General features: G+C 70.0%; 14 protein-coding genes. 10 read left to right on the top strand and 4 right to left on the bottom strand.

Going from position 1 to position 15,294, the window contains the following annotated elements:
- The first annotated feature begins 90 nt into the window (after positions 1-90).
- The 8 genes from OG866_RS23545 (at position 91) to pstB (ending at position 9,518) form a co-directional block, all read left to right on the top strand.
- On the top strand, positions 91-1,065 hold the full coding sequence (locus tag OG866_RS23545; protein WP_329337517.1) for a hypothetical protein: 975 nt from the start codon (positions 91-93) through the stop codon (positions 1,063-1,065).
- Between the two features lie 309 nt (positions 1,066-1,374).
- Entirely contained in the window at positions 1,375-3,609 is a 2,235-nt protein-coding gene (locus OG866_RS23540; protein WP_443063555.1) for an RNA degradosome polyphosphate kinase, read from the top strand.
- Positions 3,590-4,720, top strand: a complete 1,131-nt coding sequence (locus OG866_RS23535; RefSeq protein WP_329337513.1) for a CHAD domain-containing protein — start codon at positions 3,590-3,592, stop codon at positions 4,718-4,720. The genes OG866_RS23540 and OG866_RS23535 overlap by 20 nt, the downstream gene beginning before the upstream one ends.
- Before the next feature lie 51 nt (positions 4,721-4,771).
- Entirely contained in the window at positions 4,772-5,194 is a 423-nt protein-coding gene (locus OG866_RS23530) for an NUDIX hydrolase (protein WP_329337511.1), read from the top strand.
- 229 nt (positions 5,195-5,423) lie between these two features.
- Entirely contained in the window at positions 5,424-6,548 is a 1,125-nt protein-coding gene (gene pstS, locus OG866_RS23525) for a phosphate ABC transporter substrate-binding protein PstS (RefSeq protein WP_329337509.1), read from the top strand.
- A 104-nt stretch (positions 6,549-6,652) separates the two neighbouring features.
- On the top strand, positions 6,653-7,657 hold the full coding sequence (gene pstC / locus OG866_RS23520; RefSeq protein ID WP_329337507.1) for a phosphate ABC transporter permease subunit PstC: 1,005 nt from the start codon (positions 6,653-6,655) through the stop codon (positions 7,655-7,657).
- Complete coding sequence (gene pstA / locus OG866_RS23515; RefSeq protein ID WP_329337505.1) at positions 7,654-8,700, top strand: phosphate ABC transporter permease PstA; 1,047 nt, start codon at positions 7,654-7,656, stop codon at positions 8,698-8,700. Before pstC ends, pstA begins: the two co-directional genes overlap by 4 nt.
- Before the next feature lie 41 nt (positions 8,701-8,741).
- Entirely contained in the window at positions 8,742-9,518 is a 777-nt protein-coding gene (gene pstB, locus OG866_RS23510) for a phosphate ABC transporter ATP-binding protein PstB (protein ID WP_329337503.1), read from the top strand.
- 108 nt (positions 9,519-9,626) lie between these two features.
- On the opposite strand, the gene OG866_RS23505 is transcribed toward pstB, so the two are convergent.
- Positions 9,627-10,625: an inorganic phosphate transporter gene (locus OG866_RS23505; RefSeq protein WP_329337501.1), complete on the bottom strand. Its 999-nt coding sequence runs from the start codon at positions 10,623-10,625 to the stop codon at positions 9,627-9,629.
- Between the two features lie 7 nt (positions 10,626-10,632).
- Complete coding sequence (locus OG866_RS23500) at positions 10,633-11,253, bottom strand: DUF47 domain-containing protein (protein WP_329337499.1); 621 nt, start codon at positions 11,251-11,253, stop codon at positions 10,633-10,635.
- Between the two features lie 200 nt (positions 11,254-11,453).
- Between OG866_RS23500 and OG866_RS23495 the strand changes: the two genes are divergently transcribed.
- Positions 11,454-11,792, top strand: coding sequence for a metal-sensitive transcriptional regulator (locus OG866_RS23495; protein WP_329337497.1), 339 nt, complete (start codon positions 11,454-11,456; stop codon positions 11,790-11,792).
- Positions 11,793-11,807: 15 nt separating this feature from the next.
- On the opposite strand, the gene OG866_RS23490 is transcribed toward OG866_RS23495, so the two are convergent.
- Together OG866_RS23490 and OG866_RS23485 are read right to left on the bottom strand one after the other, a co-directional pair.
- Complete coding sequence (locus tag OG866_RS23490; protein WP_329337495.1) at positions 11,808-11,981, bottom strand: hypothetical protein; 174 nt, start codon at positions 11,979-11,981, stop codon at positions 11,808-11,810.
- A 119-nt stretch (positions 11,982-12,100) separates the two neighbouring features.
- On the bottom strand, positions 12,101-12,925 hold the full coding sequence (locus OG866_RS23485; protein WP_329337493.1) for a hypothetical protein: 825 nt from the start codon (positions 12,923-12,925) through the stop codon (positions 12,101-12,103).
- A 793-nt stretch (positions 12,926-13,718) separates the two neighbouring features.
- Here OG866_RS23485 and OG866_RS23480 point away from each other — a divergent pair.
- Positions 13,719-15,284 (top strand): FAD-binding oxidoreductase, encoded by a 1,566-nt coding sequence (locus OG866_RS23480; RefSeq protein WP_329337491.1) that lies wholly within the window; start codon positions 13,719-13,721, stop codon positions 15,282-15,284.
- The last annotated feature ends 10 nt before the right edge of the window (positions 15,285-15,294 follow it).

Raw genomic sequence — 15,294 nt, 5'->3', positions numbered from 1 at the left:
ACGACCGCACCGCCCTCACGCTCCTTCTGAAAAGACACCGCACCGTCCCCGCCCGCACGCCCCGCACCCGTCCCCGCCAGGAGCCCCCGTATGACCCTCACCGCCCCGGAGACCGCCCGGGCGAGACCCGCGCGCCCCGCCGCCACCGGCCGGACCGTGCTGCGCCTGCACCGCGGCGCGCTGATCGTCTGGCTGCTCGTCGTGGCCGCCGCCGCGGGCTGCCTGCTGTGGGCGTACGGCCCCGCCGTGACCGACGCCTGGGCCAACTGGCGACGCCAGTGCCCCGACGACATCGACGCCTGCATGTGGGACACCACGGTCAACGGCTACTACCGGGCCGTACGACTGCCCGAGATGGCCCTCGCCTGGCTGTGTCTCCCCGTCGCCGCCTGGGCGGGAGCCGCCCTCATCGGCCGCGAGATGGAGAACGGCACCGCGCGGCTGGCCTGGACGCAGTCCGTGACCCCGGCCCGCTGGCTGGTCACCAAGCTGACCGTGCCGGCCGCCCTGCTCACCGCCGGCACGACCGTGCTGGTGCTGCTGCACCGCCTGGTCTACGAGGCGAACCCGTTCCCGGTGTTCCTCCAGTGGATGGACTCCGAGACCTTCGTCGCCAACGGCACCGTCGCCCTCGCCCTGCCCCTGTGCGGCCTCGCCCTGGGCGCCCTGTCCGGCCTGCTGCTGCGCCGCACCCTGCCCGCGCTGGCCGTCGGCACCGCCGTCACCTGGGGCGTCGTCCACCTCGCCGCCCTGGTGACCCCCGACCTGTGGCCGTGGAAGAACGCCACCGCGCCCCTGGATGCCGAGTGGCCGCCCATGAGCGGCGACGTGCTCTACGGCGACCAGGGCATGCTGACCTCCACCGGCGCCCACATCCCCTACCCGAACTGCGGCGACGACTTCGCCCGGTGCATGGCCGACCACCACGCGGTCGCCTTCTACGCCGAGTACCACCCCGCCTCCCACTTCTGGCCCCTCCAGCTCATCGAGACCGGCATCCTCCTCGCCGTCGCCGTCGCCGCGACCGCCGCCGCCTTCCTTCTGCTGCGCCGCCGTACCGCCTGACATCCGGGCACGGCTTCCGGGCCGCACGTCCTCCCACGGGGGTGGGGGACGTGCGGCCCGGGCATGTCCCCGGCCGCCCGGCCGGAGCCGTGGATGCCCGGGAGCCGTCCCGCGATATCCCACACGCCATGTCTCCGTAACCATTGGTTCAGACGGGCTTGCGACGCTCGGCGAATGACGCCCGCCGTGCCAGAGCCTTCGCCGCCCCCCGGGGGGTCCGCGGGGAACGGGGACCTCCGCCTCGCCGCCGCGCTCCCGCCCGCGCTGTCCGACGCGCCCGTATCGCCCGTGGCGCGGAAGAATGGGTCCATGAGCCAGCCCAACACCCAGGCAGCACAGGTCCAGCACGCGCAGCCCTCCGTGGGCTCCATAGCCGCGCACCGCCCGCACACCATCGCGGCCGCGGTCTCCGACCTGGAACCCGACATCGACGCCGACCTCGACGCGTATGAAGAGGCGCCCTACGACGGCGCCCAGCTGCCGCAGGGTCGTTTCCTCGACCGGGAACGCAGCTGGCTCGCGTTCAACGAGCGCGTCCTCGAACTCGCCGAGGATCCGAACACCCCACTGCTCGAACGGGCCAACTTCCTCGCGATCTTCGCCAGCAACCTGGACGAGTTCTTCATGGTCCGGGTGGCCGGTCTCAAGCGCCGTATCGCCACCGGTGTCGCCACCCGCTCCGCCTCCGGCCTCCAGCCGCGCGAGGTGCTGGAGATGATCTGGGCCCGCTCCCGCGAGCTGATGGCCCGGCACGCCGCCTGCTACCACGAGGACGTCGCCCCCGCACTCGCGGAGGAGGGCATCCACCTGGTCCGCTGGAACGAATTGCAGGAGAAGGAGCAGGCCCGCCTGTTCACTCTGTTCCGGCACCAGATCTTCCCGGTCCTGACCCCCCTCGCGGTCGACCCGGCGCACCCCTTCCCGTACATCTCGGGCCTCTCCCTGAACCTCGCGGTCGTCGTCCGGAACCCCGTCACCGGCCACCGCCACTTCGCCCGCGTCAAGGTCCCGCCGCTGCTGTCCCGCTTCCTGGAGAGCTCCCCCGGCCGCTACGTCCCCATTGAGGACGTCATCGCCGCCCACCTGGAAGAGCTCTTCCCCGGCATGGAGGTCCTGGAGCACCACGCCTTCCGCCTGACCAGGAACGAGGACCTGGAGGTGGAGGAGGACGACGCCGAGAACCTGCTCCAGGCGCTGGAGAAGGAGCTCATGCGGCGCCGCTTCGGCCCGCCGGTGCGCCTGGAGGTCGAGGAGTCCATCGACCGCGAGGTGCTCGACCTGCTGGTGAGGGAGCTGAAGATCAGCGAGGCGGAGGTGTACCCGCTTCCGGGCCCGCTCGACCTCACCGGTCTCTTCCGCATCGCCTCGCTCGACCGCCCCGAGCTCAAGTACAAGAAGTTCATCGCCGGCGTCCACCGCGACCTGGCCGAGGTCGAGACGGCGTCCGCGCCGGACATCTTCGCGGCCCTGCGCGCCCGTGACGTCCTGCTGCACCACCCGTACGACAGCTTCTCCACCTCCGTGCAGGCCTTCCTCCAGCAGGCGGCCGAGGACCCGGACGTCCTCGCCATCAAGCAGACCCTGTACCGGACTTCGGGCGACTCCCCCATAGTCGACGCCCTCATCGACGCCGCCGAGGCCGGCAAGCAGGTCCTCGTCCTGGTCGAGATCAAGGCCCGCTTCGACGAGCACGCCAACATCAAGTGGGCGCGCAAGCTGGAGGAGGCGGGCTGCCATGTGGTGTACGGCCTCGTCGGTCTGAAGACCCACTGCAAGCTGTCCCTGGTGGTCCGCCAGGAGGGCGAGACGCTACGGCGGTACAGCCACGTCGGCACCGGCAACTACCACCCCAAGACGGCCCGCCTGTACGAGGACCTCGGCCTGCTCACCGCCGACCCCCAGGTCGGCGCGGACCTCTCCGACCTCTTCAACCGTCTCTCCGGCTACTCGCGCCGCGAGACGTACCGCCGTCTCCTGGTGGCCCCCAAGTCCCTGCGCGACGGCCTGATCTCGCGGGTGAACAAGGAGGTCCAGCACCATCGCGCGGGCCGCCCGGCCTTCATCCGCATCAAGGTCAACTCGATGGTGGACGAGGCGCTCATCGACTCGCTCTACCGCGCCTCCCAGGCGGGCGTGCCGGTCGACGTCTGGGTGCGCGGCATCTGCGCGATCCGCCCGGGCGTGGCGGGCCTGTCGGAGAACATCAAGGTCCGCTCCATCCTCGGCCGCTTCCTGGAGCACTCCCGGGTCTTCGGCTTCGGCAACGGCGGCGAGCCCGAGGTCTGGATCGGCAGCGCCGACATGATGCACCGCAACCTCGACCGCCGTATCGAAGCGCTGGTGCGGGTCACCGACCCGGCCCACCGCGCAGCCCTCAACCGCCTTCTGGAAACCGGCATGTCCGACACCACCGCCTCCTGGCATCTGGGCCCGGACGGCGACTGGGAGCGGCACGCCACCGACGCGGACGGCCAGCCCCTGCGCAACGTCCAGGAGATGCTCATAGACGCCCGGAGGCGCCGGCGTGGCACAGCAACACCTTGACCCGACGGACCCCACGGCCGGGGCGGTCACGGCGGACGCCCTCGCGGGCTATCTCCGCGCCCAGGCCACGGAGTTCCTCCGAGCCCTGCGCCAGCACCGCGAGAACGGCGGTGCGGCGGCGGGCGGCTCGGAGGCGTCCGTCGACGCGGCCCGCGCCCTGCGCCGCTCGGCCCGCCGCATCAGCGCCAGCCTGCACACCTTCCGCCCGCTCCTGGATCCGGACTGGTCGGAACGCATCCGACCCGAACTGGCCTGGCTGTCGGGCACGTTGGCGCTGGAGCACGCGTACGAGGCAAGGCTGGAACGCCTGTTGCTGGCCCTGCACAGGCTGTCGGGCGCGATGCTGCCCCTCCAAGCCGCCCCAGCCGCCGGCGCAGTCGATGGATCCGCCGCCGTTGCGGGCAGTCGTGCCGCTGGGGCGGCACGGGTGGGCGCAACGGCACCCGCCGGCGCGGCGAGCGGGCACCCCGGTACGCCCACACCGGACCGTGGCAACCTGACCGTGGGCGCGGCCAAAGCGGGCGCCCTCCTGGACCGCCAGCTCACCCTCGCCCGCACAAGAGCCCACAGCACCGCCCTCCAGGCCCTGGGTTCCAGCCGCTTCCACGCGGTCGCCGACAACATCGCCGTACTGGCCAGCGAAGTCCCCCTGTCCCCCACGGCCACCAGCATCCCGCTCCACCCCCTCGCGGCCGCGGCCGAAGACCGCCTCAAGGACGCCGTGACCGCCCTCCCCCTGGTCACCGCGGGCCACCCCTACAACGCCGAGGCCCTCATCCACGGCCTCTCCCCGGACCCGTCCCCCCACCCCCAGGACGCCCCCTGGCACCAGGTCCGCCTGCTGCTGCGCCTGCACCGTTACGCCCGCGAGGTCCTCCGGAACGGCGACCGCGTCGACGTACGCCTGCTGGCCACGGGCGAGGCCCTGGACCGGCACCGCGACGCGTCGGAGGCGGCGGCCGCCGCGGCGCAGGCGGCGCGCACCCCGCGGATCGCCCCCGCGACGGCGTACGCCCTCGGTGTGCTCCACGCCGACCAGCGCCATGAGGTGGAGGCCGCGAGGTTCGCCTTCCAGAAGGCATGGCAGAAGGAAACAGTCAGCACCGCATAACCGAGACAGTCGAGACAGCGGAGACAGCCGGGAAGGAACGGTGAGCGCCCAGTGAGCTCTCCCGACACGACCACCGTCCACGCGGCCGGCTGCGTCCTGTGGCGCCGCTCCCCCGTCGACGGCGAGCTGGAGATCTGCCTCGTCCACCGGCCGAAATACGACGACTGGTCCCACCCGAAGGGCAAGCTGAAACGCGGCGAGGACCCGCTCGCCGGCGCGCTGCGCGAGGTGGAGGAGGAGACCGGTTACGAGGCGACCCCGGGTGCCCGGCTCCCCACCGCCCGCTACCTGGCCAATGCCCGCCCCAAACAGGTCCAGTACTGGGCGGCGGAGGCCACGGCCGGGGCCTTCACCCCGAATACCGAGGTGGACCGCATCCTCTGGCTTCCCCCGACGGCGGCCCGCAACCGGCTGACCCAGCCGAGGGACCGCGCGCTGGTCGACGATCTCCTGGCGGTACTGCACCTCACCTAGGACCGGTGCGCCCCATGGAATGCAACCGTTCCGTGACCTAACCGCACCTTCCGCAGGGGTTCACCCGCCGTTCATTTCCGCCAGTCGGCGCCTTCACCTGATCTGCCTAATTTCGGCCTTACGCGGTGCGGACCGCGCGTCGGATGAACACCTCGAAGACGCACCCGCGCCACCCACTCTTCGCACGCCGCCGGATTCAGGACGGCGGCTCTCGGAAGGAACTCCCTCAGTGAAGCTTCAGCGCAAGAACCGGCGGGCTCTCGCTCTCGGCGCGTTCGCCGTCTCCGGCGCCCTGGCCCTCACGGCGTGCGGCTCCGACGACACCGGCGCTTCGGACGGCGCCAGCTCGTCCACCGCCGCCAACAGCTCCATCAAGTGCGACGACGCCAAGGGGCAGCTGCTCGCCGACGGCTCCTCCGCGCAGAAGAACGCGATCGACGCCTGGGTGAAGTCGTTCACCGCCTCCTGCTCCGGTGTGCAGATCAACTACAAGGGCTCCGGCTCCGGCGCCGGTGTCACCGCGTTCACCCAGGGCCAGGTGGCCTTCGCCGGTTCCGACTCGGCGCTGAAGCCCGAAGAGGTCACCGCCTCCAAGTCGGTCTGCAAGGGCGGCCAGGGCATCGACCTGCCGATGGTGGGCGGCCCGATCGCGGTCGGCTTCAACGTCCCCGGCGTCGACAAGCTGGTCCTGAACGCCGAGACGCTCGCCAAGATCTTCGACAGCAAGATCACCAACTGGAACGACGAGGCGATCAAGAAGCTCAACCCCGACGCCAAGCTCCCCGACCTGAAGATCCAGGCGTTCCACCGCTCGGACGAGTCCGGCACCACGGACAACTTCACCAAGTACCTGATCGCCGCCTCCCCGGCGAACTGGAAGTACGAGGGCGGCAAGGCCTGGCAGGCCAAGGGCGGCCAGTCGGCGTCCGGCTCCTCCGGTGTCGCCCAGCAGGTCAAGCAGACCTCCGGCGCCATCTCCTACATGGAGCTGTCGTACGCCAAGGACGGCATCGTCCCGGTCACCATCGACACCGGCGCCTCCGCCCCGGTCGAGGCCACCGTCGAGAACGCCACCAAGGCGATCGCGGCCGCCAAGGTCGTCGGCACCGGCAAGGACCTGTCGCTCCAGCTGGACTACGCGACCAAGGCCGACGGCGCCTACCCGATCACCCTGGTCACCTACGAGATCGTCTGCGACAAGGGCAACAAGTCGGACACCCTCGCCGGCACCAAGGCGTTCCTGCGCTACATCGCCTCCGAGGACGGCCAGGGCCAGCTCTCCACGGCCGGCTACGCCCCGATCCCCGACGACATCATCGCCAAGGTCCGCACCACCATCGAGGGCCTGAGCTGATCTGAGCGTGCGGCCCGTCCCCGCACCGGGGCCGGGCCGCACCGTCCGGTGCACCGCCGCCAGGAGCCGCGCACGCCGCGCGTCTTCGCAGACCGGAGAACCCGATGGACACCACACAGATAACCGACACACCTCCCCCCGCAGCCCCGCCCACCGCGACCGAGCAGAAGCGCGCCGCCCGCGGCGCCACCCGCCCCGGAGACCGGATCTTCCTCGGCCTCTCCCGCGGCTCGGGCATCTTCCTGCTGGTGATCATGGCCGCGATCGCGGTCTTCCTCACCTACCGCGCGTCCCTCGCCATCAGCAAGGACCACGGCAACTTCCTGACCACCTTCGAGTGGAACACCAACCTGCAAGAGCCGGTCTTCGGCATCGCGGTCCTCGCCTTCGGCACGGTCGTCTCCTCGATCGTCGCCATGGCCATCGCGGTCCCGATCGCGGTCGCCATCGCGCTGTTCCTCACGCACTACGCCCCGCGCAAGCTGAGCGGTCCCATCGCCTACGTGATCGACCTGCTCGCCGCCGTACCGTCCATCGTGTACGGCCTGTGGGGCGCCCTGGTCCTCGTACCGAACATGAACGGCCTGTTCGGCTGGCTGGACGACTACTTCGGCTGGACCGGCATCTTCTCCTGGCAGGGCGGCGCGGCCCGCTCGATGCTGACCGTCGGCATCCTGCTCGCGATCATGATCCTGCCGATCATCACCAACGTCAGCCGTGAGGTCTTCCGGCAGACGCCGCGGATGAACGAGGAGGCGGCCCTCGCGCTCGGCGCCACCCGCTGGGAGGTCATCCGCATGTCGGTGATCCCCTTCGGCCGCTCCGGCGTGATCTCCGCCTCGATGCTCGGCCTCGGCCGCGCGCTCGGCGAGACGATGGCCGTGGCCACCGTGCTCTCCCCGACCTTCGACATCCAGGCCAGCCTGCTCGACCCGGGCGGCGGCACCTTCGCGCAGAACATCGCCAGCAAGTTCGGCGAGGCCACCGAGTTCGGCCGGGACGCGCTGATCGCCTCCGGTCTGGTCCTGTTCGTCATCACGCTGCTGGTCAACGGCGCGGCCCGCGCGATCATCGCCCGCCGCGCAGAGTACTCGGGGGCCAACGCATGAGCACCGCAACCGTCAGCACCCTGCGCGGTGCCCGTCTGCCCAAGTGGTCCCCGTACGCCATCGCGGCCGGCTCGCTCGCCGTCGCGGTCGGCATCGGTCTGGGCGCCGGCCTCGACAGCGAGGTCCAGTGGGGCCTGATCGCAGCGCTCCTCTTCCTCGCCGGGACCTACGGCATCGCCGCCCGCGTGGAGGGCCGCCGCCAGGCCAAGGACCGGATCGCCACCTCGCTCGTCTGGGTCGCCTTCCTGCTGGCCGTCGTCCCGCTGGTCTCCCTGGTCTGGGTGACCGTCGCGCGCGGCGTGAAGGTCCTCGACGTCTACTTCCTGACCCACTCCATGGGTGTGGTCGCCGACACCGAGCCCGGCGGCGGTATCTACCACGCCATCATCGGCAGCCTGGAGCAGGTCGGCCTCGCCGCCCTGATCGCGGCCCCGATCGGTGTGCTCACCGCGGTCTACCTGGTCGAGTACGGGCGGGGCAAGCTCTCCAAGGCCATCACGTTCTTCGTCGACGTCATGACCGGCATCCCCTCGATCGTCGCGGGTCTGTTCATCCTCAGCCTCATGCTCCAGTTCGAGATGCAGCCCTTCGGCTTCGCCGGCTCGCTGGCCCTGGCCATCCTGATGATGCCGGTGGTCGTCCGCTCCACCGAGGAGATGCTCAAGCTCGTCCCGAACGAGCTGCGCGAGGCCTCCCTCGCACTGGGCATCCCGAAGTGGCGCACGATCCTGAAGGTGGTCCTGCCGACCTCGATCGGCGGCATCACGACCGGCATCATGCTGGCGGTCGCCCGTATCGCGGGCGAGACGGCTCCGGTGCTGCTCCTCGTCTTCGGCAACCCGTTCATCAACACCAACCCCTTCGAAGGGGCGCAGGCGTCGCTGCCGCTGTACATCTACCAGCAGTACGCCAACAGCGCGGGTTCCGGAGCGGCGTACGACCGCGCCTGGGCGGCGTCTCTGACGTTGATCGCCTTCGTGATGATCCTGAACCTGGTGGCCCGCGGCATCGCCCGCTGGAAGGCCCCCAAGACCGGTCGCTGACGCGGCCTCTCGGCGACTGAATCTCTGGAAGTGACGTAATCATGGCCAAGCGAATCGACGTAAGCGGACTGACCGCCTACTACAGCGCCCACAAGGCGATCGAGGACATCTCGATGACCGTCGAGCCCCGCTCGGTGACGGCTTTCATCGGCCCCTCCGGCTGCGGCAAGTCGACGTTCCTGCGCACCCTGAACCGGATGCACGAGGTCACCCCCGGCGGCCGGGTCGAGGGCAAGGTGATGCTGGACGACGAGGACCTGTACGGCAACGGGATCGACCCGGTCTCCGTCCGCCGCGAGGTCGGCATGGTCTTCCAGCGTCCGAACCCCTTCCCCACCATGTCGATCTTCGACAACGTGGCGGCGGGCCTGCGGCTGAACGGCAGCTACAAGAAGTCCGAGCTCGCGGACGTGGTCGAGAAGTCCCTCAAGGGCGCGAACCTCTGGAACGAGGTCAAGGACCGTCTGAACAAGCCGGGTTCCGGCCTCTCGGGCGGCCAGCAGCAGCGTCTGTGCATCGCGCGGGCGATCGCGGTGGAGCCGAAGGTCCTGCTCATGGACGAGCCGTGCTCGGCCCTCGACCCCATCTCGACCCTCGCGATCGAGGACCTGATCGGCGAGCTGAAGGAGCGCTTCACGATCGTCATCGTGACGCACAACATGCAGCAGGCGGCCCGCGTCTCGGACCGCACCGCCTTCTTCAACCTGGCCGCCGTCGGCCAGCCCGGCAAGCTGATCGAGATCGACGAGACCGAGCGCATCTTCTCCAACCCGTCGGTCCAGGCGACGGAGGACTACATCTCGGGCCGCTTCGGCTAGGCCGACACCCCACAAGACCCCTCGCGGTGCTGCATGGCGGTGCCACCGCGAGGACGCAAAAGGGCCCGCCCCCTGGCTCATCAGGGGGCGGGCCCGTTTCGTGCTGCCTTACAGGAACGCCAGGTTCACGATGCCGAAGGAGGCCGCCGCCACGAGCGCCGCCGCCGGCATGGTGATGAACCAGCCGAGGACGATGTTCTTCGCGACACCCCACCGCACGGCTTTCACGCGCTTGGTCGCGCCGACGCCCATGATCGCGGAGGTGATGACATGGGTCGTGGAGATCGGCGCCTTGAAGAGGAACGCGGTGGTGAACATGATCGACGCACCGGTCGTCTCCGCGGCGAACCCCTGCGGCGGGTCCAGCTCGATGATCTTCCGCCCCAGCGTCCGCATGATCCGCCAGCCACCGGCGTACGTACCCAGCGACAGCATCACGGCGCACACGATCTTCACCCACACCGGGATCGGATCGCCGTAGTCCTCGACATCGGCGATGACCAGGGCCATCACCACGATGCCCATGGTCTTCTGCGCGTCCTGGAGACCATGACCGAGCGCCATGCCGGCCGCCGAGACGGTCTGCGCGATCCGGAAACCGCGCTTGGCCTTGTGCGGGTTGGCCCGCCGGAAGATCCACATGATCGCGGTCATCACCAGGTAACCGGCGATGAGACCGACGAACGGCGACACGAACATCGGGATGACGACCTTCTCCAGCACCCCGTGCCAGTAGACCGTCGTACCGCCCGCGAGCGCCGCCCCCACCATGCCGCCGAACAGCGCGTGCGAGGAGGACGAGGGCAGCCCGAAGTACCAGGTGACGAGGTTCCAGGTGATCGCACCCACCAGGGCCGCGAAGAGGATGCCCATCCCCTTCGAGCCCTCCGGCGTCTCGATCAGCCCCTCGCTGACGGTCTTGGCCACCCCGCTGCCCAGGAAGGCACCGGCGAGGTTCATCACGGCCGCCATGGCCAGCGCGGCCCGGGGCGTGAGCGCCCGGGTCGAGACCGAGGTCGCGATCGCGTTCGCCGAGTCGTGGAAGCCGTTGGTGTAGGTGAATCCGAGCGCGACGCCAATGGTCACGATCAGCGCAAAGGTGTCCATGAAGGGCTCAGGACTCCTTGACCGCGATGGTCTCCACCGTGTTGGCCACGTGCTCGAAGGCGTCCGCCGCCTCCTCCAGCACATCCACGATCTGCTTCAGCTTCAGCACCTCGATGGCGTCGTACTTGCCGTTGAAGAGCTGGGCCAGCAGCTTGCGGTGGATCTGGTCGGCCTGGTTCTCCAGGCGGTTGACCTCGATCCAGTACTCGGTGAGGTTGTCCATGGTCCGCAGACTGGGCATGGCCTCGGCGGTCAGCTCCGCCGCCCGCGCCAGCACCTCGATCTGCTGCTCGACGCCCTTGGGAAGTTCCTCGACGTTGTAGAGGACGACCAGGTCGACGGCCTCCTCCATGAAGTCCATGATGTCGTCGAGGGAGGACGCGAGGTTGTAGATGTCCTCACGGTCGAACGGCGTGATGAACGAGGAGTTCAGCTGGTGGAAGATCGCGTGTGTGGCGTCGTCACCAGCGTGTTCCGCGGCCCGCATACGCTCTGCGATCTCGGCCCGGCCGGCGGTGTCCGCCCCGAGCAGTTCCATGAGGAGCTTCGAGCCCGTGACGATGTTGTCCGCGGATGCGGCGAACATGTCATAGAAGCTCGTCTCCCTGGGGGTCAGACGAAAGCGCACAAGGGGTCCTCGGGGTGCATCGGTTTCGGTCAGGCTGATGCTAAGTGCATCATCCGGCCACGGCTAATGGGCCGTCCCCCAGTGTCGCCCATCAGGCAGAGTGGTCGGCACGGGGGCCTTCCGCCTGCCCTATACCCAGCAAAGTTCGGTACGATATACCCAGTAGGGGTATATACCTGTCCGGAACTGTGGAGGACGCGATGACGACGACCGAGGCCGGCGCCACGGCGCCCTCCGAGCCGGTGACCGAAAACGTCACCCACGGCTACCACAAGCAGAAGGACGAACACCTCAAGCGCCTGCGCCGCATCGAGGGCCAGATCCGCGGCCTGCAACGCATGGTCGAGGAGGACGTCTACTGCATCGACATACTCACGCAGGTGTCCGCCTCCACCAAGGCCCTCCAGTCCTTCGCCCTGCAACTGCTGGAGGAGCACCTGCGCCACTGCGTCGCCGACGCGGCCCTCAAGGGCGGCGACGAGATCGACGCGAAGGTGGAAGAGGCCACGAAGGCGATCGCCCGCATGATGCGGACCTGACCTGTCTGCGGCTGCTCAGTCGCCGCAGGCCTCGCGCTCCTCGGCCACTTTCAGCACCTCGTCGATGCTCTCCAGGCTGAGCCGGTCCGGGGCGGCCGACGCCGCGATGATCAGCTCTCCGCACAGCTCGATCTCGGCGAGGGCCACGTGGTCCTGAACTGCCGTACCGCCGACCGGAGCCACGTGCATCACCTCTTCTCTGCCGTCACCGCTTCCTAGAGTAGGGAGCGGTCTACACACCGCGCATGGCACGGACGGGCTAGTTCTTGACGCCCGTCACGACCGCTCGCCCCCGGCCGGCCCCCGGCTCACTCCTCCGCGATCTTCCCGGCGTAGATGTCATCGCCGTCCGGCAGGCGTACGTCGACGGCGACGCCGAAGTCGAACAGCAAGGTCGTCGACGCCACGGCGACGGTGCCCTGCCGCTGCCCGTTGACGAAGCTGAACCGGTGCCGGACCTTGCGGATGCGTCCCTCGTCGTCGAGGTAGACGTCGAAGGGAACGCGCGCCGTGGCGAACCCTTTCGCCGCCGCCCCCAGCGATTCCCTGTTCCCGTCGGTCGCCCCCCGCGCGGCCACGGCGAGATCGGCGACCCCGCGATAGTGCCGTACGGCGATCCCGGCCACGTCCGTCTCCCCCACGTACGTCGCCGTCCGCGCCCCGCGCAGCAACTCGGCGGCGGCGAACGGGTCGGTGGCGCCGCCGGTGACCAGGTTCCCGTCGGAGAGTCCCGCGGTGTCGACGCGCACCCACTTGTCCGCGGGGACACCGGCACCCCGGTTCTTCATGAACAGGGCGCCGGGAGCCAGCAGTTCGGTGATCGGCCGGTGCTCACTCTGCCCCGCGGGATCCTGCGGCAGCAGCACCTTCAGCTGCCCGATCTGCCGCCGGTAGTCATAGACACCCTCGCCCCGGATGGTGACGCGGGTCCCGCCGGTGGCCATCTCCATGGACGTCCTGGCCTTCGAACTCCCGGCCTCCACAAGGCGGCCGGCGGCGGCGTGCAGCACGGCGACGGGATCCCCGCCCCGCGCGTCCTGGTCGGTGTCACTCCCGGCACACCCACTGACCCCGCACCAGACCATGACCCCCGCGACGACCGCCCCGCCGACCCTGTGCTGCCGCTCCGCCATCGCCTGCCTCCGTCACGGACCCCCTGTCGCTCCCCTTAACGACGGGTCCGTGGGGCCGTCACGCATACCGCCCCTTTACCCGGGCTCGGTAACGTTGTCGCCGTGGCGCAGCAGGACAGGGTCCCCCCACCCCAAGACTCCCCGGAACACCTCACGACAACGGTCGACCAGGGCCGCTTCTGCACAGCCCGCTGCACCTGCGGCTGGCGCGGCCCGGCAAGAAGAGCAAGAAGCCAGGCACGAACAGACGCCCAGAACCACCTGCCCCCCGCATAGCCGCCCGGCTTCCCTCCCCCGCTGCGGGCAGTCGTACCGCAAGGCGGCGCCCACCCAAGCAACAGCACCCTCAATCCGCCCTAGCTCCGGGCAGCCGTACCGCAAGGCGACGCCCACCCAAGCAACAGCACCCTCAATCCGCCCTAGCTCCGGGCAGCCGTACCGCAAGGCGGCGCCCACCCAAGCAACAGCACCCTCAATCCGCCCTAGCTGCGGGCAGTCGTACCGCAGGGCGACGCCCACCCAAGCAGCAGCACCCTCAATCCGCCCTAGCTCCGGGCAGTCGTACCGCAGGGCGGCGCCCACCCAAGCAGCAGCACCCTCGATCCGCCCTCGCTGCGGGCAGTCGTGCCGCAGGGCGGCACGGGTGGGCGCAGCGGCACCCCGCACGTGCGGGCAAGCGACACCCCGGCACGCCGGCCCCGACTCCGTGCACCATGGAACCCCGACCACCCCCACCCCGTCTCGTTCCACGACAGCCACGACAGCCGACCCGAGGCCACGGAGGGCACGCACCATGGAACGCCGTACGTTCGTCGCAGGCGGCGTAGCCGCACTAGCCACGGTCACCACAGCCGCCTGCACCGGCAACGACTCCGCCAACGCGGCCCAGACCACCACGGCCACCGGGAAATCCGTCTCCGCCTCCGGCAAGTCCGCCGCCCTCCCCACCGCCCCCGCCAACTGGACCGCCCTCGCCCAGGACCTCGACGGCCCCCTCCTGCGCCCCGGCGACACCAACTGGCCCGCGGCCCACCAGCTCTACAACACCCGCTTCGACTCCCTGAAGCCCACCGCCGTCGCCTACGTCGCCCACACCGACGACATCCGCACCACCCTCGCCTACGCCCGCGCCCACCACCTCAAGGTTGCGATCCGCAACGGCGGCCACTCTTACGCGGGTTGGTCCTCCGGCACCGGCCGTCTGATCATCGACGTGTCGAAGCTCAACAAGATCAGGTCCAGCGGCGGCACCGCGGTCGTCGGCGCCGGCTCCAAGCTCATCGACGTCTACCGCGCCCTCACCGCGAAGGGCGTCACCATCCCCGCCGGCTCCTGCCCCACCGTCGGCGTCTCCGGCCTCACCCTCGGCGGCGGCCACGGAGTCGTCTCCCGCGCCTACGGCCTGACCTGCGACAGCCTCACCCAGGCCACGCTCGTCACCGCCGACGGCAAGCAGCTCACCGCGAACGCCACGACGAACAAGGACCTCTTCTGGGCCCTGCGCGGCGCGGGCAACGGCAACTTCGGCATCGTCACGGAACTCCAGTTCAAGACCCACCCGGCCCCGCAGGCGGTGACCGGTTATCTGTCCTGGCCCTGGTCGAAGGCCGCCGCGGTCATCAAGGCCTGGCAGGAGTGGGGTCCGGACCAGCCGGACGAGATCTGGTCGTCCCTGCATCTGGCGGGCACGACCGGCGGCTACACCACGGTCAACGTCGCCGCCTTCTCCCTCGGCACCTACGGCGAGCTCCAGAACGCGGTCGACCGCCTCGCCGACAAGGTCGGCGCCCCCGCGAGCAACGTCTCCCTGCGCCGCCGCTCCTACGAGGAGGCGATGGAGATCTACGCCGGCTGCTCCTCCTTCGCCACCGACGCCCAGTGCCATCTGCCCGGCAAGACCCCCGGCCGCGCCCCGCAGGGCGCGCTGAACCGGGAGACGTACGCCGCGAAGTCGGACTTCTTCGACCGCTCGCTCTCCACGGCCGGCATCCGGGCCCTGCTGAAGCAGATGGAGACGGTCCGCGGCGGCTCCGGCAGCATCGCGCTGACCGCGCTCGGCGGAGCGGTCAACCGCGTCTCCCCGACGGCCACGGCGTTCGTCCACCGCCGCTCCCGCATGCTGGCCCAGTACATCGTGTCCTGGCGGGCGGGCACGTCCGGTGCCACCGGCCAGTCCTGGCTGACCGCGGCGCACGACGCGATGAAGCCGTACGCGTCGGGAGCGGCGTACCAGAACTACACGGACCCGACGCTGACGAACTGGCGGAAGGCGTACTACGGCGACGCGGCGACCCGGCTGGCGACGCTGAAGAAGCAGTACGACCCCCAGGGCTTCTTCACGTTCCCGCAAGCCCTGTAGTCCCCCAAGA

The organism is Streptomyces sp. NBC_00663 (assembly GCF_036226885.1).
Classification (GTDB): Bacteria; Actinomycetota; Actinomycetes; order Streptomycetales; family Streptomycetaceae; genus Streptomyces.
Note: the sequence above shows the minus strand (reverse complement) of the source record. Positions and strands in the feature narration are given on the sequence as shown.